Annotated in this window: 10 protein-coding genes and 1 tRNA gene; 1 reads left to right on the forward strand and 10 read right to left on the reverse strand. The window is 68.2% G+C overall.

What is annotated here, in order from left to right; translation table 11 throughout:
- From FOE67_RS01905 to FOE67_RS01920, 5 genes are all read right to left on the reverse strand, one after another.
- On the reverse strand, positions 1–418 hold a 418-nt coding region (locus tag FOE67_RS01905; protein ID WP_369075283.1), incomplete at its 3' end, for a type II toxin-antitoxin system RelE family toxin.
- Positions 415–7,155 carry a DEAD/DEAH box helicase gene (locus FOE67_RS01910; protein ID WP_323384041.1) on the reverse strand — a complete coding sequence of 2,247 codons (6,741 nt, stop codon included), beginning with the start codon at positions 7,153–7,155 and terminating at the stop codon, positions 415–417. The genes FOE67_RS01910 and FOE67_RS01905, both read right to left, overlap by 4 nt.
- Positions 7,119–10,424, reverse strand: a complete 3,306-nt coding sequence (locus FOE67_RS28780; RefSeq protein ID WP_228473462.1) for a hypothetical protein — start codon at positions 10,422–10,424, stop codon at positions 7,119–7,121. The genes FOE67_RS01910 and FOE67_RS28780 overlap by 37 nt, the downstream gene beginning before the upstream one ends.
- Positions 10,425–12,647: a hypothetical protein gene (locus tag FOE67_RS28785; protein WP_228473463.1), complete on the reverse strand. Its 2,223-nt coding sequence runs from the start codon at positions 12,645–12,647 to the stop codon at positions 10,425–10,427. It abuts the gene before it with no gap.
- Positions 12,644–15,391 (reverse strand): DEAD/DEAH box helicase, encoded by a 2,748-nt coding sequence (locus FOE67_RS01920; protein WP_267133286.1) that lies wholly within the window; start codon positions 15,389–15,391, stop codon positions 12,644–12,646. Before FOE67_RS01920 ends, FOE67_RS28785 begins: the two co-directional genes overlap by 4 nt.
- Positions 15,392–15,421: 30 nt before the next feature.
- Here FOE67_RS01920 and FOE67_RS30730 point away from each other — a divergent pair, with 30 nt between their 5' ends.
- The gene (locus tag FOE67_RS30730; protein WP_228473465.1) at positions 15,422–15,634 is read left to right on the forward strand and encodes a hypothetical protein; all 213 of its coding nucleotides are present in this window, start codon (positions 15,422–15,424) and stop codon (positions 15,632–15,634) included.
- 355 nt (positions 15,635–15,989) lie between these two features.
- On the opposite strand, the gene FOE67_RS01925 is transcribed toward FOE67_RS30730, so the two are convergent.
- The 5 genes from FOE67_RS01925 to FOE67_RS01945 form a co-directional block, all read right to left on the reverse strand.
- Entirely contained in the window at positions 15,990–17,186 is a 1,197-nt protein-coding gene (locus FOE67_RS01925; protein WP_182659986.1) for a serine/threonine-protein kinase, read from the reverse strand.
- Positions 17,187–17,364: 178 nt separating this feature from the next.
- Complete coding sequence (locus tag FOE67_RS01930; protein WP_182659987.1) at positions 17,365–18,003, reverse strand: hypothetical protein; 639 nt, start codon at positions 18,001–18,003, stop codon at positions 17,365–17,367.
- A 230-nt stretch (positions 18,004–18,233) separates the two neighbouring features.
- Positions 18,234–18,307: transfer RNA gene (locus FOE67_RS01935), tRNA-Thr, on the reverse strand.
- Between the two features lie 124 nt (positions 18,308–18,431).
- The gene (locus FOE67_RS01940) at positions 18,432–20,051 is read right to left on the reverse strand and encodes an alpha/beta hydrolase (protein WP_182659988.1); all 1,620 of its coding nucleotides are present in this window, start codon (positions 20,049–20,051) and stop codon (positions 18,432–18,434) included.
- A gap of 136 nt (positions 20,052–20,187) precedes the next feature.
- The gene (locus FOE67_RS01945; RefSeq protein WP_182659989.1) at positions 20,188–21,414 is read right to left on the reverse strand and encodes a DNA polymerase III subunit delta'; all 1,227 of its coding nucleotides are present in this window, start codon (positions 21,412–21,414) and stop codon (positions 20,188–20,190) included.
- Positions 21,415–21,632 lie beyond the last annotated feature (218 nt).

Raw genomic sequence — 21,632 nt, forward strand, 5'->3', positions numbered from 1 at the left:
GGGTGGGCGCCACCGGTGCGTCCTGCTCGTCCGGGGAGGGAGTGAGCTGGAGCCCCGCCCGTTGGAGCACGCTCTGGCCGACCACGCCAAGGTCGACGAACTCGATTTCACCGGTGATCCGGTTGATGGCGACGCTGAGTTCTTCGTACACGTCCTTGCGGTGGCGCACCGCGACGATCAGCCATTGCTGCACGCCGTCGGCGCCGCTCCCCGCCCGGGCGAGGAGCGCCCGGTAGGAACGATCGATCTTGGCACGGTGGATCCGGCCATCGCCCTTGAGTGGCTTGAGGTCGAGGCTGGGGTGATCGGGGTTGAGACGGAACTGGTGGCAGAAGTCGTAGAACTTCGTCTTGACCGACGAGTCCATCTTGTAGAGCTCGTTTTCGGCCTTCTGGTAGAGGCTGAGGCGTGCGGTCATCGTGCGGCACTCTGTTCTTCCGAGTCGGGACGGGCGTCGGCGTCGGGGAGGGCGACAAGGAGGGTGTCGAGCTCGGCGAGCCAGTCCTCGGCCGATCGGATCGTGAAGCCGGCGTCGCGGTAGGCCCTCCAGGTCTTGTCGCTCTCGTCGTCCTCCTGATCGTGCTGCTCGGCCATGACGGCGATCCGGAGGTCGCCGTGGTCCCAGACGAAGTCGGCGAGCCACCCGCGTTCGCCCAGTTCATAGCCATAGGCAGGGGCCTTTTTGCCGCTGTCGGCCAAGGCGTGGGCGAGGCGGGTGAGAGGGGCGTCGGGTTCGTCCTCGTCGAGGTATTCGAGGACCTCCCGGTCCCACAGCAGATCCCGCACCGCCGCTTCCAAAGGCGTGTCCCGGGACGCCGGCGAGGGCGCGGGTTGATGAGAGAGAGTGTTGGTGCCGTACCGCACGACGAGGGATTCGAGTTCTCCGATGCCTCCGAAGACCTTGAGCATGGCGGTATCGAAGCGGCCCGCGGTGGAGGTGGTCAGTTGAATGCCGTCGCCGCTGTCGTGGGCGAGGAACTGCAGGATGTTGGACCACTGGAGCCAGGAGCGCCAGCGCCCCTTGTGTTCGGCTGTGCCGAGTTGGTCGGGTGTGGTGTCGTCGAGGCAGGTCAGAGCGGACCAGCGGCCGGTGGCGGCATCGACGAGGATGGCGACGGGCAGGCCGGACCGGTCGCAGGTCTGGAAGAGGTTGAGCGTGCCCGTGCCCTGGACGGGAGCCAGGTCGAGACCATCGGTGCGGCCCCAGGCGTCGAGGAGGCGGTCGAGTGCGTGGCGGGTCTGATCGGAGGTGCCGTTGCCGACGAGGATTTCCCTGTCGGTCATAAGGAGCCCGCCGATGACAGCCGAGGCCCGCTTCCCCCAGGCCGCTTTGTCGGGGCTGCGCAGATACGCGAGGAGCATGGTCATCGGGTCGGTGAAGGCGGTGTCCGCGAGGTCGTCGCCGCCGTGCTCGGCATAGAGCCGCTTGGCAACGTCCTGGGCGCTGCGGGGATAGGGCGGCCATACCGGTTCGGCCGCGTCCCGCCCAGCTGCGGATTCCGCTGTGTCCGTCTGCCGCTCGAAGGCGGCGAGGTCGTCCCAGGTGAGCTGGAATACTGTCCGGCCTTCCGCGCGGAGTCGGTTGCGCTTGTCGGCATCGCCGGCGAGCCGATTGTGACGGCGAGTGGCGTGGTAGCGATGCCCGTCGAGGTAGACGATGATCTTCTGCTTGGGGCCGTCGGTGCGTTCGAAGGTGAAGTCGGTACGGGTGAAACCCTCGTTGCGCTGGGGGGTCAAACGCCACCCGTGCACGGTGCCGAACTCGTCGAGACGCAGGTAGGCGCTGTTGTCGCCGCTCTCCTCCAGGACGGCGTCACCGCGCTGTCCGACCCACCCGCGCAGGGCCCTGAGGAAGCGCGCCTCGAGGTCGGACTCGACCTGGCCGTCGAGTCCGATCTGGTCGGTGTTGCCGACCGGCTTGGTGACCCATGCGTCGGTGTCGGTGCCGAGGAGTTCGTCAAAGATCTCCAGGGCGGCCTGACGGGAGACGCGCTCGATCTGCTGTTCGTCGGCGTAGCGGTACAGGCAGCGGTGGCAAGCCGGCCCGCCCTCTCCGTTGCAGGGGCACTCCACGAGGAGCCGACGTGCGCCTTCGAGCACCTGCCGGAAGGCCACCGGGTCGGTGAGTCGGTCGAGGTAACCGGTGCCGTGCGGGAGGCGGTCGTACAGGACGAGGAAGTGGCGCTTCTCAGCGGTGTCGCGGTCCGGCATGGTGGCGAGGGTGGTGTCGAGGTGCTGCGGGTCGCCGCCGAAGGCGTCGTCCACGCCCAGCCGCAGGGCTGCCTGGAAGGAATGCACCTTCTCCTCGACGAGAACGGTCGCGGCGGGCAGCAGGATGCGCAGGGCCTCGGTCTCCAGCTCGTGGGCCAGCAGGACGGCTTCCTGTGGCACGCCCTTCTTGCCGCGTCGCAGCGGACACCAGGGGGTGTGGTGCTTGAGTTCGCGCTGCCGGTTGGCGGAGTTGTCCACGGCATCGCGGTCGTCGTCGAAGACCGGGCGTCCGTCAGCGCTCGCGGCCCCACAAGCGGTACACACGTGGAACGGCGCGATACGCACGGGGCGCCCGGCAAGCTGGTCGTTCTCCTGGGCTCCGATGCTGAGCGGTCCGGTGTTGACGCGACGAATGACGGCCCGCCGGGTGTAGTCGACGCCAAAGATCTCCTTGGTGTGTCGCCAGGACTTGCCGGCGGCGAAGTCCTTGGGGTCGATGTCGACCATGTCGACGACGGTGTAGAAGCGACGCTCCCGGTCATCACTCTCGTCGCCGATCCTGGCGTCTTCGCGCTTGTCTCGGGCCGTGACGACGCTGGGCTGCACGATCTGCCACAGACTGCCGGAGTCGGCGATGCCCGCCTCTCCGCAGCGCGGGCACGGCGTGATGTCGTTCTCGGCGTTCTCGGTCCGGACGTAGCCGCATGAGGGGCAGAAGCGCCAGTGGCGCCAGTCGTGGTCCCGGCCGGTGACGATGTCGATGCCGGTGATCCGGTGCTTGTAGCCCTCGGCGTAGAAGGTGTTGCCGGGGGCGAGCTCGGAAAGGGCGAAGCTGCGCGGTCGCCCATAGGAGAACGATTTCGACTTGTAGCGGTCCCGTCCCTCGGGCGTGGTGCCCTCGGGCCAGAACATGGTGGCATCGAGAGTGGTCACGGCGTCGATGAGGGCATAGTTGGGCAGCAGGCCGAGGTCGCACAACACAGCCTGAGCGGGCCGGCGCTGACGCGCGGCGCCCTGCTTCGAGACGGCACCCAGTTCCGCCTCCAACTCCGCCTTTGTTCTGGCCTGTTCGTCGTCTCCTTCCTTGAGCTCGTCGATCGCCGAGCGGATCGTGCGGATGCGGGTACGCAGCTTCTGGTTCTCGCGCTCCCATTCCCGCTCGGCCTTCTCGATCGCGCTGCGGATGCCCCGGATCGCGTACCGCCTCAGTTCTTCCCGGGCCGTCTCGCTCACGCCGGTCGGAAAAAGCGCGAGGAAGCCCGAGGCGAGCTCCTCTCCGTGGGCGAGAGCAGCCTCGGTGAAGTCGGTGAGGTAACCGGAGGGGCCGAACAGCTCATCGACCCGGCGCGGCAGCGCCGCCAGCGGCTTGCCATCCTCTCGCAGCAGCCGGCCACGCGCCGCGAGGTCGAGGAGGTGCGCGGTGTACTGGCGGCGCAGGATCTCGATGGCCGAGAGATACGAGCCCGGCGGCACGATTCGTCCGTCGATCATGTCCCGTGGCCGGTCGAGGAAGTACAGGTCACGGCGAGTGCGGTCGGGGATGGTCAGCAGAAAGGCGTTACCGGTACGGCGGCCGGCCCGGCCCGCCTGCTGGACATAGTTGGCAGGCCGGCGCGGCAGGGCGCCGAGGACGACGGCGGACAGGTCACCGATGTCGATACCCATCTCCAGAGTGGGCGTGCAGGACAGCACGTTGGGATCGTTGAAGCCCTTGCCGTCGCGGAACGCCTCCTCGACGCGCTCGCGCTTGCCACGGGAGAGCAGTCCCGTGTGCTCAGCCGTGATGACCTGGTAGGTGCCGGCGCGCCGGTAAAGGCTGCGGTAGTAGTCGTCGCGGTAGTCGCGGTCCCGATCATGCCGGTCCACGGTCTCCAGCCACCGGTCACCCGCGACGAGCCGTCCATTCGCGCAGCGGTACGCCAGGCAGGGCTGCCCGTGATACTGCGCCAGCAGCGAAGGGTGAACGGTCTGCTCCCAAAAACACTTCGGGCAGCGCACATACGATTCGTTGACCTGGGCATCGGGCAACAACTGCAGACACACGGCACCTGGTTGGAGACCGTAGAGGCGGACCGCCGTATCACGCGGGGTACGCGCCGCGAGCAGTCCGGCGTCGGTGAGTCGGGGCAGCAGCCGCACCCAGAACTCATCGGCCTGTTCACGGGTCATGTCGAGACAGCGCTGGGCCCAGGTCTGGTACCAGGACAGCCGTCCGGCTGCGAAGTCGAACTCGCTGCTCTGCTTGGGTCGGGCGAGGAGGAAGGTCGGGGCGGAGACCCCCTTGGGAAATGCCTTCATGCCGCGCGGACGGCCACCCCAGATGAAGTAACGGCTGGTGCCGGCTTCGTCCAGAAATTTCTCCAACCACCGGTGTCCGACCGCCCCCCGCGTGCGCAGCCGGTCCAACAGACCGCGTAGAAAGGCCAAATAGCGGGCGTCCTCGTGCTCGGTGAGTGCCCGCCCGCGGTGAGTGGACTCCTCATGGACAGCACGTACGATCGCCACGGCTGCCCGCTCGTCCGGAATGCCCACCCACGCGGCGGCGGTGCGGGTCAGCTCCAAGGTACGGCCGTTGCGGGAACGGTGCCCGAACTCCATCACGGCCTCAAAGGCGAACCGTTCCCCGATCAGGTCCCAGGTTCTCCTGTCCCCGCCGCGGCCCTTGCCCGACAGCAGACGCGCCACGCCCGTGTCATCGTGCAGATCCGGTGGGACGACGGCGGCGAGGGTCTCGCGGTCGGTGGTGGCCGCGACGACATCGGCGACGAGGTCGTTGAGCACGCTCGGTCGCTGCTCGCTCAGGTGTTTAGCGAACAGGGCCCGCAGGGAGAAGGTGTACGACCGGGAGGCGACGAAACCGGCCCGGTGCGCGGCGTCCTGTACCGAGTCGTTGAACATCAACGTCTTCGTCTCACGCTGCTCCTTGTCCATCTCCCCGCCGGTGAACAGCTGGGTGACGGACGCGGCGGCGAGCGCGGCAGCACCCGTGCCCAGGAAGCGGATCGCGTTGTGCGTTCCGCAGGCCGGGCACCAGTCATCCTTGGCCGCCCGCTCGGCGGTGTCGCCGAGCTGGACCAGGACGAAAGCCGAATCGGAGCCGGCCGGCTGCGGATCACCCTCATCGTCGTAGTCGTCCCGGGGGTCGGGCAGGCGCAGGCGACTGGACGTGCCGTCGAGCACCATGAGCACGCCGGCACCGCCGGTGGTCAGTGACTTCTGCCCCGCCCGGTCCATGGCGGTACGGCCGTTGCCCTCACGGGCCTCGTTGTCCGTGGCCGCCACCAGGGTGCGCACCTTGGCCTTGTCGGCGGTCACCGTGGCCCGACGGATCTTGTGGGCGTCGAAGCTCAGCTCCTCCAGGTCCGACTCCGGGGCGAGGACCGACCAGCCGGACCGCCCGCACTCGCGGCAGTACACCGCGGGCAGGAAGACCTTGGTCTCGCGCGAGGTGGTCGTGTTGGGTGTCGCACGCCGTTGACTCCCCCCTCCGGCCATGTCCCAGGCGAACTCGGCCCTCGGCCAGGGCAACACACCACGCAGCATCCGCGTGACGGACCGCGCCCACTGATGCACCTCGACCTGCACGAAGGGCCGGTTGCTCCCGGTCGGCGCCTCCGGATCACGCGCCACGGACAGCAGGGCCACGAAACGGGCGAGGGCCAGGGCGGCGACCTGCGGCCGCGTCGTGATCGCCTCATCCCAGCTCTTCGCCCCGCTGCGGCGCATCACGTCCAGCACCTCGTCGTAGGTGCGCACGGTGCCGTCGAACGCGTTCAGGACCGCGTATGTGAGCCGGTTGCGCTTGAGTGCGGCACCAAGGGCTATCGGATCGATGGTGCGGCTCCCGGTGACCGCCTCGGCCAGGTCCGCGAGCGCTTCGGGGCCGGATGCCGGCTCCGGCAGAGCGGTCAACGTCTCGGGAGGCGCGGCTTGGCCGGGAAGAAACTTCGCGTCCGAGATCGACTCGTCGAGCATGAACTCGTCGACCGTCAGTCGGTCCTCCCCCACGATGGCATCCTCGGTGAATTCGACACCGAAGACATTGGTGGCCACGGAGAGCAGTTGCCGTATCCCGTCCTCACCGGTGCCGGACGCGAGAGTTGCGGAGGTCGCGACAGGGGTGATCGCGCCGAGTGGACTATCGGGTTGGCTGGCACCGACAGCGATGGCCAGGCGCCGCAGCAGCATGGCCACGTCGGTGCCCTGCGCACCGTCGTAGGTGTGAAACTCGTCGACAACCACATAGCGGATGTCGCTGCCGTCCCACAGCGGCGCGTCGGCAGCACGCTGTAGAAGCAGATCGAGCATCTTGTAGTTGGTGATCAGGATGTCCGGTGGGGACAGCTGCATGTCCTGGCGGCGGGTGTAGACCCGGTCGTAGTGCGTCGCCGCCTTGTCCCCGATGTAGAGACCAGCGCGTACTCCGCTCAGCTCCTCGTATTCGGTGAGCAATTTGTTGAGGCGGACCGCCTGGTCGGAGGCCAGAGCGTTCATCGGGTAGAGAATGATCGCCTTGACCCCAGTGTTCCCGGCCGGGCGCTCGCGGGCGCAGTGATCGAGAATGGGGTAGAGAAACGATTCCGTCTTGCCGGACCCCGTACCCGTTGTCACGAGGGTCGGCTGTGGGTAGTGCCCATCCTTCGAGGTGAGTCGGGCGAAGGCACGGGCCTGGTGCGCGTACGGCGTCCAGCCGTCGGTGCGCACCCAGTCCAGGTGCTGCTGCCATCCGTCCTCGGCCGGCGTGAACGGCGTACGCAGCCGCAGATACGGGCCGCGGAACATGCCCGTCGTTTCATCCCCGAGGAAAGCCTGCAGAGCCTTACGGGCGCCCTCGTCCGCAAGGCCGTACGTCGTGGACAGGTACTGGAGCAGGCTCTCCTTGAGTCCCTGTGCTTCGAGGGTCGGCCTCACTGGTTCGGGACCTCCATCTTCACCGGATCCCACAGCCCCTTCGCCACAGCCTCGTCCAAGCGCTTCTTGAAGTAGGCGTGGGCCTCCCGCATCTCACGCTCGCGGTTGGCCTTGTAGAAGGGGGCGGTATAGCCATTGGGGGTGAGCGCGTCGGCATCGGCCGGGGCCGGAAGAACTCCATTCTCCTTGGGGGCTCCCACGGCGGCCAGGTAGGTCTCGAACTGGGTCCAGTGCTCCTTGGTCTGGTCGAAGCCGTACGTGTAGCGGTCCCCGGCAATCTTCCGCTCATTGGCATCGAACCAGGTAACCCGGTCGAAGTCCTGCATGATCGGGAAACGAGCCCGGTACATGGCGAGGAGCGTGTCCGCGTCGATGCCGAGCCATACAGCGACAAGCGCGTCGATCTCGACCAAGGCAGCACGGCGGGCATATTCCGTACGGAGCGGGGTGTCGCGCTGCCAGGTGGGGGTGACGTCGTGCAGCTCGGTCTTGAGATTGGGCCAGTCGATCGCCCATAGCTCGCCGCCCCGCCACTTGGGATCATAGAGCTCTGCCCACAGATCGGCGTAGGCGGCGGTCAGGGCATTCAGGCGGAGGGTACGGAAGAGAAGGGCGGGGGCCAGTGGGTGGTCTTCTTGTGGAGCCGGGAGCCGCCTGGTCTGAGCGACATCGAGGTGACCCGCACCTGCAGTTCGCAGTAGATAATCCACGGGTAGCCCAGCCAGAAAACCCGCCACAAGAGCAGTCAGCCGTTTGTCAGAGAAACAAGCAGAATGGACTGCGTGGATATGCGTTGTTCCAGGCGGGATGAGTGCCCCATACAAGGCCCGCTCAGTGTCGGGGGCGATCATCTCACGCCACGCGACTCGAAACTCCTGACTGTACGGATAAGTTGCCTTGGCCAACAGGAACTTCTCGACTTGCTCGTCCCCGACCTCCTCAGGCTCCATCTCGCATTGCTCAGCGATCCAGAGTCGAGCTTGCGCTCGCTCCTCCTGAGAGGCAATCAACTGCTCATACTTCTCCCAATTTAGCCACTTTTCCTGCGCCCCCATGAATACATCGCGAGGAGCAACTCGTCGATACTCCGACTCCGGAACAGCCTTGTCGACAAGCAACCTAGGGTCGAGGCCGCGCACCTCGCCACCGCCCTGGCTGGGCTGCTTGAACATCGGGTTGGCCACACCGATCTGTGGCCCCTTGAGAATGACGTCACTCCATGCCTGCACCTGATAGTCCTCTTGACTCGCGCTCCCGGTGTTGTAGTCAAAGAGCCTCTGGTCCTTATCAGGGCCAAATTTCGCCTTCTTCGAGGCGCCTTCATCGAAACCGATAAAGATCCCCGGCTTCAACATGCCGAGACGGAGAGGGTAAGCACCAAGAGCATCAATTGCCGGGTCCTCGGCTGTACTTACGGGCGTGAGTAGACGTGTGTGCTCCAAGGGCCCTTCATCACCCGCGAGTCGACGCCAGCGCTCAAGGGTTTCCGTCGTGACGTGAACGACACGCTTCGGATGGGGGCGCTCGTCCCAGTCTCGGTCGTACTTGACTCCCGGGTCCGCGCCCTCACCGTCGGCAGCAGCAGACAACCGCAGCGAGTCGACAGTGAAGAGCCAAGACAGCGAGTCGAAGGAGACCTCACCTTCGGCTCCGTAGATGTGTACGCCAAAGTGACTTGATCGCCCCACCGGCGGGGGGAAGAAGCGGTTTCCTGCGTTGACAAAGTCGCCGTGCACTCGAAGGCGCCGATATGCCGCCGCACGCAGCTCCGCCTCCGCGCCGCCACGAAAGTGAGTGTCGGGATGCACCATTCCTGCAGTTCCGCCGCTCCCGGCGTGACCCCATACTTCGCACATGAATGCCCGGTAGAGGTCTGGCTTGGTTCCCACAATCAACGGATAAGTGGGCAATGCCGAAAGATAGCTTGCCGTCGCTGCCGTATTCTTCAACTCGCCGAGCAAATACTGCTGCACCTCTTTGCGCGCCAGCTCAGCTTCACGTTTTCTCTTCTTCTCGTCACCCTTTGGCTTTTCTGTGAGCATAAACCACGGTTCGTACTCCGCGACAACGGAGTCCTCGTTCCACGTCGGCCGCACCCACGGCGGGTTCCCTACCTGCAGGTCGAAGCCCCCCGCCTCACCAACGAAGACGCCCGCGAAGTCCAACTCCCAGTGTAGGAAGCCCTCTTCCTCGGCGATGTTGCGGACGACACGCATCCACGGGTACCGCGTCTCGACAGCCTTGCGGGCATCGTCCATGCCCATCTCGTCCTGGATCAGGTCTTCGAGAGCCTTCAGCTCTTCGAGGGAGTCGACGGTCGTGGCAAGGGTGTTCTCCGGGACCGGACCCGTCCCCACCATGGACTCCAGGAACTCTAGCCAGTCATCCAGGTCCACGAGCGGGATGATGTCCCGGCGGCGCGCCGACACGCCGGTCTTCTTGGGCCTGGAGGAGGAGCGGGCCTTCTTGACCTGGCGCTTCTCCACGAGTCCGTCATCGTCTCCGTCATCACCCAGGGACAACTGGTCGCCCTCCATGGCGAACAGCAGGCCGCTCTCGACGAACCGAGGAGCGGGCGTCGGCTCGGGCACGGGCGGCTGCCCGCTCTCGGCAGCCTGCTCGGCCACCGACGACAGCAGCGCGTCCAGGTCGGCCCCCGCGGGGGCCGTCACCACCGGGGCAGTGTCGTACTCCGCGTCCGTGCCGTCCAGCAATCCCACCTTGTCCAACGGCCAGAACCACAACGCACACCACGCGTCCATGACCTGCTTGAGCCGCCAGTACGGCGACCCCTCCGCCTCGAAGAGGTCCTTGAAGACCTGCTCCTTGGTCAAGGGCAGGCCCTGGTTCGTGTTCTGCTTGTCGCGGCGGAGGAAGGCGTACTCGGCCGTGTCCTCCTCGTGATCACTACCCCACACTTCGATGGTGCGGGCGATCTCCCGTTCGCTCAGTTCCATGCGCTTGGCGACGAGCTTCCATAGGAATTCGACTCGGCTCGCCGCAGCCTGCAAGCGGGCGAGTTGACTGCTCTTGCCGCCCGTCGTCTTGGGCTTGGCCTTGATGCGCGTCTTCCATGCCTTCAGCTTCACCACCTGTGGTCCGGCGAGCTGCTCGACGAGCTTCTTCGCGTCTCCGCTCGCTCCCGCAACCGCGCCCCAGCCCGGGGTGGGTAGGAGGAACTGGTGTACTGCCCCGTCCGGGAGTGGCTGCTCCGCGCCGTCCTCGGGCGCTCGGAACGGCAGCTTGGTCGGCGTATGCGCGCCGATGGTCCGCTCCTTCTTGATGCGCTCCGCCTCGTACACTCAGCGCCGTGCACCGATAAGGGAATTGCCGCGCCGCAGGTGCAGACCGAACCAAGGGGCACGCATACCCGGGTGCATGGTGTTGAGCCACAACGACACCTCGGCAAGCTCCACACCCGTCGCGTTCAGATCGATGCCGTACGCGTTGTGGAGGGCAATGTACGCCTTCACCTTCTGCTTTGCGTCGAGCGTCTTCGATGTGTCGAGGCTGACGCCCAGCTCCTCCTGGCGGCGCTTGAGGTACTCCTCGGCGACCTGATTGATCGCCTCGTTGAGGAACGCCCCCGAACCCAGGGCCGGCTCGCAGATCGTGTATCGCAGCAACTCGCTCGCGCGTGTCCGGACCGTGTTGCCGCCGGCGTCCTTTTCCTGGTCGAGGCGGTATTTGAGCGCCAGCTCGACGGTGACCCTGGTGAGGGACTCAGGGGTGTAGTACGAGGCGGATGTCTCGCGGTCACGGCCGGCCAGGCGGTAGACGAACGTGCCCGGGGCGTACTTCTTGGGGCCGCGCAGGCCGTACTGTTCGGCGTCCTCGGCGGAGTACACGACGTGCGTGTTCTCCGGGTAGTCGTTCAGCCGGTGAGCGGGGATGAGCCAGGAGCCCTTCTCCGGATCGCCGTACTGCTTGCCGCCCTTCTTCGCGCCGGGCTTGGCGACCTCGGCCAGTTCCTCCTCGGCGATGATGCCGGTGTAGGACATCAGACCTTCGTAGACAGCGCCGAGCTGGTTGATGCCGAGGTTGCGGTAGGAGATGAAGCCGCCCTGCCGGCCCTTCTGGGCGGCCTCCTTCATGGTGAGCAGGCGTAGCACCTGGTGCAGGGCCTCGTTGCGCAACCGCAGGTCCAGCCACCGCGGTGGCTCGTCCCCGTCCTCGTCCCAGCGGGGATCCAGGACACGAGTGCCGATGAGGGTGATCGCCTTGGCATCGAACAGCTCGCTGCGTAGCGGCTCGAAGCGCAGGCCACGCTGTTCGCTGCGCTGGTCGGCGGGCTTGTAATCGTCGGCTTCGGTGCCATGCGGACGGTGACCGTGGTTGACCTTGTTGAAGAGGACATCGAGGGAGGCGAAGAGATGGAAGCCACCCCGACTGTCCTCATCGACCAGCTTCCGGTCACGCGCCACCAGTTCGCGCAGTCGGGCGATCGAGTAGCCAGCCTCGTAGGTGGAGTCATCGGCGGGCAGGATGCCCAGCTCGGGGCGTGCCTCGGCGTACAGGAGAAAGAGGATGCGGTAGAGGTAGCGCAGCGATTCGCGGGTGAGCTGCTTGGCGAACGGGCCCTTCTTGAGGTCCTCGATCTCCCGCGGCTCGACCTCCGCCTCTCGCAGGCGGGCCAGCACCTCGTTCGCGATGATCTCGACCGAGCGTTGGAGCCCCTTGCGGAGCTCGGTGTTGACGCCGACGGCGTTGTCTCGGGATGCCTTGATCAGGTCGTCGATGCGTCGGCCCTTGCCGTCCGGGCGAGGCGCGAGCATGTCGTGGGAGAAGAGGGCGGCGAGGAGGGCGAGTTCGCCCATCTTCGCCGTGTCGTTTCGGGCGAGGGCCGCGTCGAGGCCGGCGGCGAGGTAGCGGCCCTCGGCCCAGGCGTTGCGGTCGGCCAGGACGATCACACCACCGCAGAGCAGCAGAATGAAGCGGGGGGCGTCGCCGCCGGGTTCGTGCAGTTCGCTTTGGAAGAGCCAGTCCGCCAACTTCTCGCCGACTTCGAGGAGGCCGTCAGCGGTCTTGAGGGGGTGGAGAAGTCGTCCGGCCCCTTCGGGGTCGAGAGCGTCGTCCAGAGTGGCGGTCCAACCACAGTCAAGGGCGACGACCCCGTCTCCATGCCAGGCGACGTGAACTTCGTACTCCCTGCCCGCGTTGTGCACGGTGACCGCCTCGGGCCGGTCACCGTAGCCGAGGGCTTTGAGGACAGCGGTGTGCCAGGTGGTGATGCGCTCGGCCCACTCGCCCGTCGGATCGTCGTAGGTGCTGCCGAGATCTTCCTCGGTGGCGCGGGAGGCGAGAAAGGGACGCGTGGTGGTCTGGTACTCACCACGGAGCCGGGGCAGGAGTTCGCGTGGCGTGGGCTGTGGGTCGTATGGATCCGTCTCACGGCTCGTCCACAGCGCGAACAGGCCCTCTTCACCCACCTTGGTCCGCTTGAGGGTGTTCTGCAGTTCCTCGCTGAAGTAGTGGGCGGAGAAGTACTCGCCGCGGTTGGCGAAGGAGTCGTAGGTGTAGCTCATCGTGCGGACTCCTCATCGTGCGCGGCGGACGCGGTGGGGGTGTGGAGAGGTTCGAGCACGCCGAGGACCCGCAGCATCGGGTCGCCATCGGTACGCAGGCGGCGTACGAGGTCGCGGCGGCGAGCAGCGGTGTCGTACACCTCCTTACGGCGGTGCTGTTGGTTGCCTACGGCGATCAGGGCCCCCTGCTCCCAGACCTGCACCCGATCCTCGTAGGGGGCCAAATAACGATCAACCTGCTCGTCGTAGTCGGCGCGGCGTTCGCGCATATGGGTCTCAGCCACGTCGACGGCTGCGGGAACAAGATCCTGGAGAAGGACGGGATCGACGGGCCGCCCACGGCCGGGCATGTCGGGTCCGACTCCGCAGGCCGTGAGGAACGCCGAATCCATCCGCCAGACCCGGGGAGCGGCCTCGGCGAGACCGGTGACGGCCATCCACTCCACGACCGTCGGCTTGCCCGCCGCGTTGGAATAGACGCCTTGGAGGAGGTAAACCGGACCGGTGAGGGCCGCGGGCAGGGCGACGTCGATCCGTTTGGCCTTGTCGAGGTCGGGTCGGTAGGCGAGGACAAACGCCTCGTCGTAACGGAGCTTGGCGAGGACCTTGTCCGTCACCCAGTCGAGTACGGGGTGGATATCGGACACGTAGGAGACGTTGGGCCACTGGGAGGTCGGCTGGTCGGACTTGCCCTGCTTGGCGTTGCGAGCGGCTTCCAGCCGATCGGCGGCGTACTGCTTGTCGAATGTGATGCGCAGCGTGCCGTCGTACTTGGAGGTGGTGAGGATTTTCTCCTGCTCCAGGTACGACTTCGGCAGCTCCCGGAATCGGTATTGCAGGTCGGCGGGAGGGGTGAACTCGATACGACCATGGGCCGTCTCGGGCCTCCAGTTGAGCGCTTCACGTTCGGCCTGCGGGTAGATCAGATCCATAGCGGCGTGGAAGTACGCCTTGGTGTCGGCGAAGACATGGGGCACATCGGCCTCGGGCACCGGGGCCGTGCCGAGGATGGCACGAGTGGCCGCCGGGTCGGCAAGCCTGGCGTTGGCGCCGGCGAGGAGTCCCGCGAGCACCCCACCGGACTCCTGCTGGGACTGCTTGATGGAGCGTTCGACGGTGCCGCCCTTGATGAGGTCGCGGGTGAGGCGGTCCTCTTCCTTCTTGTCGTTGTAGAGGCCGGTTACCGCCTCGGCGCTCCCCTCGCCGGTCTCGATCTCGTGCGCCTGGGCCTCGCGCCGCAGGAGACGGGTGCCGACGAGCCGGTCATCGAGCGTGAGCATCTCGCCGCTCTCCTTGTCACGCCGCCACGGCACGTCGGCGATGAGAGAGAGCGCCCGGAACTCGGGGCTGACCGCCTGCCCGTAGCGGTCGATACGCCCGTTCCGCTGCTCGATGCGGATGAGGGACCAGGGAAGGTCGTAGTGGATGAGATCGTGGCACTGGTGGTGCAGGTTGACGCCCTCGGACGCGATGTCGCCGGTGAACAGCAGCCGCACCGGCTCATCACGTCGGCCGAAGCGGTCGACGATCTCCTGCTGCTGCTGGTCGTTGGTGGTGTCCCCGTGCATGACCTCGACGGCTCCGCCGTACATCTTCCACGGGCGCGTCTTGTCGACCTTCGTCTGGTTCTTCGTGAAACCGAGCCGGGACGGGACCACCCGGGCCAGCCAATCCAGGGTGTCGACCCGCTCGGAGAAGATCACGACGCGGCGCTCGGAGCGCGGGCCGACGCCGAGGTCATCCTTCAGGGTGCGCACGAGGGCATCGAGCTTGGCGGAGTCCTGGTCGGTGAAGTCCGCTACCAGTGCCTCCAGTTCTGCGAGGGCCTTGCTCTCGGCCGCGAGAGCTGCACGGCGCTCGGGAGTGTCCGCCGCGGCCTTGCCCTTGGTCTTGCCCCTCGCCATACGGCGCTTCGGGTCGTCCAGGTATGCGCGGCGCTTGGCGAGGGATTCCCTCAGGGCGACGTGGGAGGAGAGGAATGCCTTCAGGAAGTTGTAGCCGACCAGCGGATCGGCGCAGACCGACGAACGCTCGGGGTCGCCCGGGGTCCACTCGCTCCCCAGCTTCTCCAGAACGGCGACCTCCTTCGGCGTCGCCGGAGCCGGCACCGGCAGTGAGTCACCGCGTTCGGCCCAGGGCTTGTCCTTGAGACCGTCGCGCACTTCTCGGTCGGTCTTGGTGCGCCTGATGTAGAGGTGGTCGAGAGCGGCAACCTTGTAGCTCTTGGGATCGGCGATCGCCGCCGGATCGAGCATCTGGATCAGCTCGGCGAAGGACTCGGCGTCACCGTTGTGCGGAGTGGCGGAGGCCAGGATCAGCGCATCGGTCCGCTTGGCGAGGCGGCGGGCGAGGCGGTTGTTGTGGGTACCCTTGTTCACGACATTGTGCGACTCGTCGATAACCACCGCGTCCCAGGTGATGTTCTTCAGGTGGTGGGCGTATGTCGCCGACTTGAGGGTGTCGACGGAGACGATGACCCGCTTGAAGTGGGCGAAGGGGTTCCGACCTGCCGGGATCTCCTGCTGGATGCGCTGGATACCGGTGGAGTCGAGTCGCACCAGCGGCAGGGAGAAACGGGTCCACAGCTCACGCTGGAACTGCTCCAGCACGTGGGCGGGCGTGACCACGAGAATGCGCTCGCCACGTCCCCGCCGGATCAGCTCCGCGAGCGTGATGCCGATCTCCAGCGTCTTGCCCAAACCGACGACGTCGGCGATGAGTAGCCGGGGCTGTGGGTTTCGCATCGACAGCGCCAACTCGGCGGGGCGTAGCTGATGCTCCTGCCGGTCCATGAGGAAGGAATCGGCGAGCGCGAGGCCGTGCTCGGTCTGCGGCAGCGCGGTCTTACGGATGACCGCCTCCAGATAGAGGCGGGCTTTGGCGTGCTTGGAGGTGTCGTCGGGCACGAGCCGGGTCTTGCGCGGGTCGAGTACGTCGATCTGGTCGAGCCCGGAGTAGAAGATCGCGTCCGTGCCACGGACGAATGAGGAAACCCCGCTGACCTCGACCAAAAACCCGTCACTGGACTCCGCGACGGACTTCACGAGCCACTGCTCGTGACGAATGCGAACCTGGGCGCCGGGGGCGAAAGCAGGCCTGGAACCGGCCGGGTACCCCGACTGTGCCGTATCGGCGTCACGCGCCTCGGGAACCTCGGGCTGCATCGCCGTGGTCACGTGGTGCTCCTCTGTGGACTGGGTGTTCGTGGTGTGCGGTGTGCCGGCTCGGGGTCCGAAAGTGGCCGACCGGTGAGGCGGACGTCAACGGGATGGGGGCGGCGTTTCTCACCCTTTGTACCGCCCTCCGGACCGGCGTTGCCGACGAAAGGATGAAAAGCGCGGTTCAGCGCTTCGGCCAGGTGAGCGTCGGCCCCGCCGCGTAGCGCTCGCGCAACTTCTCCGCGACCCGTAGGGAAGCGGGGGGACGACCCCGTTGTAGCCCGGGCCCAGCCGGACTGCCGTTCCCGGGCTCAGGTTGCTGTGCGAACACGGGTACGGGCGGGGGTGAGCTCTCGGCCGGAGTGTCCGGGCCGGATTCGCTACCGGGGGGCTGGGCCGGGATATTCCCCCCGGGGAGGGCCGACTCTTCGCGCAGCAGCCTCTCGAGCGAGTCGAGCCGATCCAGCATCGGCCCATCAGGCTGGGGCTGCACCATCGTGGGATGGTCTTGCGCAGTCGTCTCCTGGATCAGGGCTCGCCGTGCACGAGCCGGACTCGTACCCAATAGACGCATGAGGTCGGCACACTGCCGGGTCACCTCCTCCAAGGAGGGGCGGTCCTCCGCCTTGTGCGCCAGCATGGCCCTCACGATGGGGGCCAGTTCATCGGGCAGCCCGGACAGATCGGGGCTGATCTCGGGGTTGACCACCTGCGCGGCAACCGCCTCCCACCGGACGCCGTCGTACGGGTAGTGCCCGGTCGCCGCGTACAGAAGTACGGTGCCCAGGCCGTACACGTCGGCAGCCTGTGTCACACCCAGCTCACCCAGGGCCTGCTCGGGGGGCATGCAGCGAACTGTGCCGATGACCACACCGGCCTGTGTGAGCGACCCCTTGGATGCCCCGACGAAGGCACCGAGGCCGAAGTCGATGATCACCGGGCCGAAGTCCCCGAGAACGACGTTCTGCGCCTTCAGGTCACGATGTACCAGGCCCGCTGAATGCACGGCGGCCAGTCCTTCGGCCAGCAGCGCGCCAAGGCTCGCCACGAGTGGCGCGGACAGCGCGCCCTGGTCCTTCACGACATCGGAGAGCGGGCGACCGGGGACGTAGTCCATGGCCAGCCAGGGCTGCTCGGCGAACGGGTCCGCCTCGATGAAACGGGCCACACGGCCCGTGCCCGAGATCGTACGCGCGATCGCCGCCTCGCGTTCGAATCGGGCGCGCGTGTGCGGATCCGTACGGTCGGGCCGGATCACCTTCACGGCGACCGGTTCACCCGCAACCGAGTAGGCGAGATAGACCTCCCCCATCCCGCCCGCGCCGAGCCGCCGCTCGACAAGGTACGGACCGATACGCGACGGCACAGTCACGTCGCTCACCCCCACCCCCTGACTCCCACAACGCCGGTACCACCTCGCGGAGCGCACTCATCCCGTCCCGCCGTGGAAGAGTAGGGCCGAGAGACATGGATACCGACGAATTACCGCCACAGCCTACTGATCGGCACCCCGCAGGAGAAAGCGGTCCTTCGCCTGAAATATGGACCGTGCTGCTGTATCAAGCGCCGAGTCGACGAAGGTTGCGGGCGAGGGTGGCGTCGTGGCGCATGGTGTGGGCGGCGCCGGTGTCCACGTCGGTCTGATCGTGGTCCTCGCCGCAGGGACAGATGCTCCACTCGGCTTCCTCGATGCGGGCGATCGTTCTGTCCAGGTGGTCGGCGAGTTCGTCCAGAACCCCGACGGGGACCATGGGGCCGTCGTTCCCGGCGGGGTCGGCGGTGAGGGTCGCGCCGAGCTCGGTGGCCAAGTCCATCAGGTGAGTGGCTGCACGGCTGTCGTGGTTGCTGGCGGCGTACTTGCCAGCTTGGGCGGCGGCCATCACCAGGCGACCGAGGGTGCTGAGGTCGGCTGGGACGGTTCGTGCATCGACGCGGACTGGGCGGACGGCGTGCGCGTTCTCCGCTCCGTCGAGCCGTTCATCGGCGGCGCCGACGATGAGGTCGGCCACGGTCTCCGGGGACACGAGGTGGAGAGCCTCCTCCTCGTCCAGACCGATCCGTTCGGCGGTCACGGTGACCACGTGGGCGAGCACGCCCCGCACGGCGGTCGGCTCGACCTGAAGGCCCCGGGTCAGCAACACGGCGTCGGTTCGGGCCGTGAGGCTCCTGAAGGCCGGCGTGGCGCGGATATCGGTCACCGCTCCAGGCTACGGCCCGGGTTGTCGGAGCCATACAAGAACGAGGACAACGGCCAGCGGCCGCTTTCCGCACCCTCCGGCCACGCTCACGTGCACGCTCTGCGCGTGTGGCCACGCTTTGGCCACGCACGGCCTGTACGGGCCGGCCCAAGGGCCCGAAACTGAGACCGGGTCAGGCCGATTCAACGAGAAAGGCCAGGTCAGAGGGTGTCTGACCTGGCCTTCGGCGGAGCCGCCTAAGGGAATCGAACCCTTGACCTACGCATTACGAGTGCGTCGCTCTGGCCGACTGAGCTAAGGCGGCATGTGCCGGGGCCAGTCTACACAGCGCCGGGACCGGTCCGCGCACACCCGCGGTGGGGTCGGGAGGGGGGTTCCCGGACCGCGCGGGGCCCCTCGCGGGACCCGCCGGGCGGGGCCGCGCGGGGTCAGGGGCAGGTGGTGCCGGGCTCCGGCTGCACACCGTCGATCAGGTGGGCGTTGACGGCGGCGTCCACGCACTCGTCGGTGCCGTAGGCGCCGTGGCCGTCGCCGTCGAGGGTGAGCAGGACGGCGGACTCCAACTGGTCGGCCAGGGACTCCGACCAGGCGTACGGGGTGGCCGGGTCGCGGGTGGTGCCGACGACCAGGATGGGGTCGGCGCCCGCCGCGCGGACCGGCCCGGGCTCGCCGGTGGCCTCCACCGGCCACACCCCGCACAGCAGCGAGGACCAGGCGAAGTCGCGGCCGAAGACCGGGGCCGTCTCCTCGAAGTCGTCCAGGGCGTCGAGCACGTCCTCGGGAGTGGTGAGGTCGGCGGGGCGGTCCAGGCAGCCGATGGCGGGGAAGGCGAAGTTCACGGTGCCGTAGGCGCCGAGCGCGTCGCGGCGGTGGTACTCGTCGGCGAGGCGCAGCAGCGGCGCGCCGGGGGCGGCGGCCGTGTCCTCGTCGGAGTTCTCCGCCCGGAGCTCCTCGACGTCGAGGGCGACCGCGACGGCCGGGGTCAGGGCCTCGCGCAGTCGGGGCCAGGCCGTCTCGCTGTACAGCGCCCGGGCGATGGCGGTGGTGGCCAGGGACTCGGTCAGCGGCCGTTCCTCGCCGGTGGGCAGGGGGTCGGCGTCCAGGGCGTCGAGGAGGTCGGCGATGTCGTCGACCGACAGGACGGGGCAGTCCTCGTGTTCGACGCAGTCGATGACGAACTCGTGCAGGGCGGCCTCGAAGCCGGCGGCCTGCATGAGGTCGGTGGTCAGGGTGTCCAGGCGCGGGTCCACGCCGGCGTCCAGGACGAGCCGGCCCGACCGGTGGGGGAAGAGGTCGGCGTAGACGGCGCCCAGGTGGGTGCCGTAGGAGGCTCCGTAGTAGTTCAGGCGCTCCTCGCCGAGTACGGCCCGCACGAGGTCCAGGTCCCGGGCGGCCTCGGTGGTGGAGATGTGTTCGAGCAGTCGGCCGGAGCGTTCCCGGCAGCTCTCGGCGAAGTCGATCAGCGCGTTGGTCAGGGCGTCGATCTCGGCGTCGTCGTCGGGGGTGCGGTCGACGAGGGTGAAGGCGTCCATCGCGGCGTCGTCGAGACATTCGACGGGTTCGCTGCCGCCGGTGCCGCGCGGGTCGACGGCGACGATGTCGTAGCGGGCGCGGATCTCGGCGGGGAAGCCGGTGCCGGCGTGGTTCTGCAGGAAGTCGACGGCGGAGGAGCCGGGACCGCCGGGGTTGACCAGGAGGGCGCCGAGGCGTTCCTCGGCGGGACCGACGGCCCGGATGCGGGAGACGGCGAGTTGGATGTCCTCGGCCGGATCGACGGCGTCGTGGTTCAGGGGGGCGTTGAGGGTGGCGCACTGGTAGCCGCTGACGCCGCAGTCACGCCAGGTGATCTCCTGCTCGTAGTAGGGCAGCAGGTCCTCGGGCACGTCCTCGAGGTCGTCGGCCGGGTCCTCGATCTCTCCGGTGTGGCCGGCGGGGGCGCCGAGGGAGTCGTCGGGGGCGGTGTCGGAGGCACCCGTGCAGCCGGTGAGCAGCAGCGCCGTCGCGGTGAGGGCGGCGGCGACGGCGCGGGACGTGCGGGCGGCAGACATGGTTCCCCCGGCGAAAGGTGAACGGCGACGTGGGAGGAGCCTAACCGTCCGACGGGGGAGCACGCGCCTCCGGTTCGACCGGCGGGGTCCGGGAGGGCCGGCGACCGCCCCGGGCGCGACGGAGGGTGACGGCCCGTCAGCCCCGGGTGCGGGCGGGCAGGGGGTCGCGGAGGGAGAGGGTCATGGCCTCCACGGCGAGCAGCGGGGCGACGTTGCGGTCCAGGGCGCGGCGACAGTCCAGGATGGCCTCGATGCGGCGCAGGGTCTGTTCGGGGCGGGAGGACGCGGCGACGCGGGCGACCGCGTCGGCGGGGCCCGCGCCGACGGCGATGTCGGTGCCGAACTGGTGGGCGAGGACGTCGCGGTAGAAGCCGGTGAGTTCGGTGAGGGCGAGGTCGAGGGCGTCGCGCTGGGTGCGGGTGGCACGGCGCTTCTGCCGCTCCTCCAGCTCCTTCATGGCTCCGGCGGTGCCGCGCGGCAGGCGTTTGCCCTCGGCGGCGCCGAGGGCGGCGCGCAGTTCCCCGGTCTCCCTCTCGTCGAGCTCCGCGGCGAGCTGCTTGGCGTCCTCGGCCGCGGTGTCGACGAGTTGTTGGGCGGCGCGCAGGCAGGCGCCGACGTCGTCGAGACGGGTGGGGATGGTGAGGACGGCGTCGCGGCGGGCCCGGGCGCGTTCGTCGGTGGCCAGTCGGCGGGCGCGGTCGATGTGGCCGCCGGTGGCGCGGGCCACGCCGGCGGCGATGTCGGGGTGGATGCCGTCGCGGCGGGTGAGGAGATCCGCGACGGCGTCCACGGGCGGGGTGCGCAGGGACAGGGTGCGGCAGCGGGAGCGGATGGTGGGCAGCACGTCCTCGATGGAGGGCGTGCACAGCAGCCAGACGGTGCGCGGGGCGGGCTCCTCGACGGCCTTCAGCAGGACGTTGCCGGCGCCCTCGGTGAGGCGGTCGGCGTCCTCCAGGAGGATGATCTGCCAGCGCCCGCCGGCCGGGGAGAGCTGGGCGCGGCGGATGAGGTCGCGGGTCTCGGCGACGCCGATGGTGAGGACCTCGGTGCGGACGACCTCCACGTCGGCGTGGGTGCCGACCAGGGTGGTGTGGCAGCCGTCGCAGAAACCGCAGCCGGGGGCGCCGCCCAGGGCGCGGTCGGGGCTGCGGCACTGGAGGGCGGCGGCGAAGGCGCGGGCGGCGGTGGCGCGTCCGCAGCCGGGGGGCCCGGTGAACAGCCAGGCGTGGGTCATGGCGGAGCCGTTGAGGGCGGGCTCCTCGCCGCGCTCGACGGCGGTGACGAAGGCGTCGGCGTCGCGGGCGGCGGCGCGGAGCTGCTCGCTCACCCGGTCCTGCCCCACCAGGTCGTCCCACACCGGCACGGCTCCGGCCCCCTTCGTGATGCTCGTCCGCCCCTCGCGGGCCTGCCCTCCCGGGGCCGGTCGACCGTCGGTCGGCGCCGTGGTGAACGGCGGCCCGACGGTGTTCGGTGATCCCCGGTGGGTCCATTGTGGGGCACGGGTCGGACAGCGCCGGTCCCGTCCGGGGCCCGGGGGCCCGCAACGTCCCGTCAGGGGTGCTGTTCGGGGATGCCGACGGC

The organism is Streptomyces calidiresistens (assembly GCF_014141525.1).
In the GTDB taxonomy this organism is placed as follows: Bacteria; Actinomycetota; Actinomycetes; order Streptomycetales; family Streptomycetaceae; genus Streptomyces; species Streptomyces calidiresistens.

Excerpts from the sequence above, each read along its gene's own strand:
- FOE67_RS28785 (WP_228473463.1), bottom strand. The coding sequence starts at position 12,647 with ATGAGCTACACCTACGACTCCTTCGCCAACCGCGGCGAGTACTTCTCC.
- FOE67_RS01920 (WP_267133286.1), bottom strand. The coding sequence starts at position 15,391 with ATGCGAAACCCACAGCCCCGGCTACTCATCGCCGACGTCGTCGGTTTG.
- FOE67_RS30730 (WP_228473465.1), top strand. The coding sequence starts at position 15,422 with ATGCTCCTGCCGGTCCATGAGGAAGGAATCGGCGAGCGCGAGGCCGTG.
- FOE67_RS01940 (WP_182659988.1), bottom strand. The coding sequence starts at position 20,051 with ATGTCTGCCGCCCGCACGTCCCGCGCCGTCGCCGCCGCCCTCACCGCG.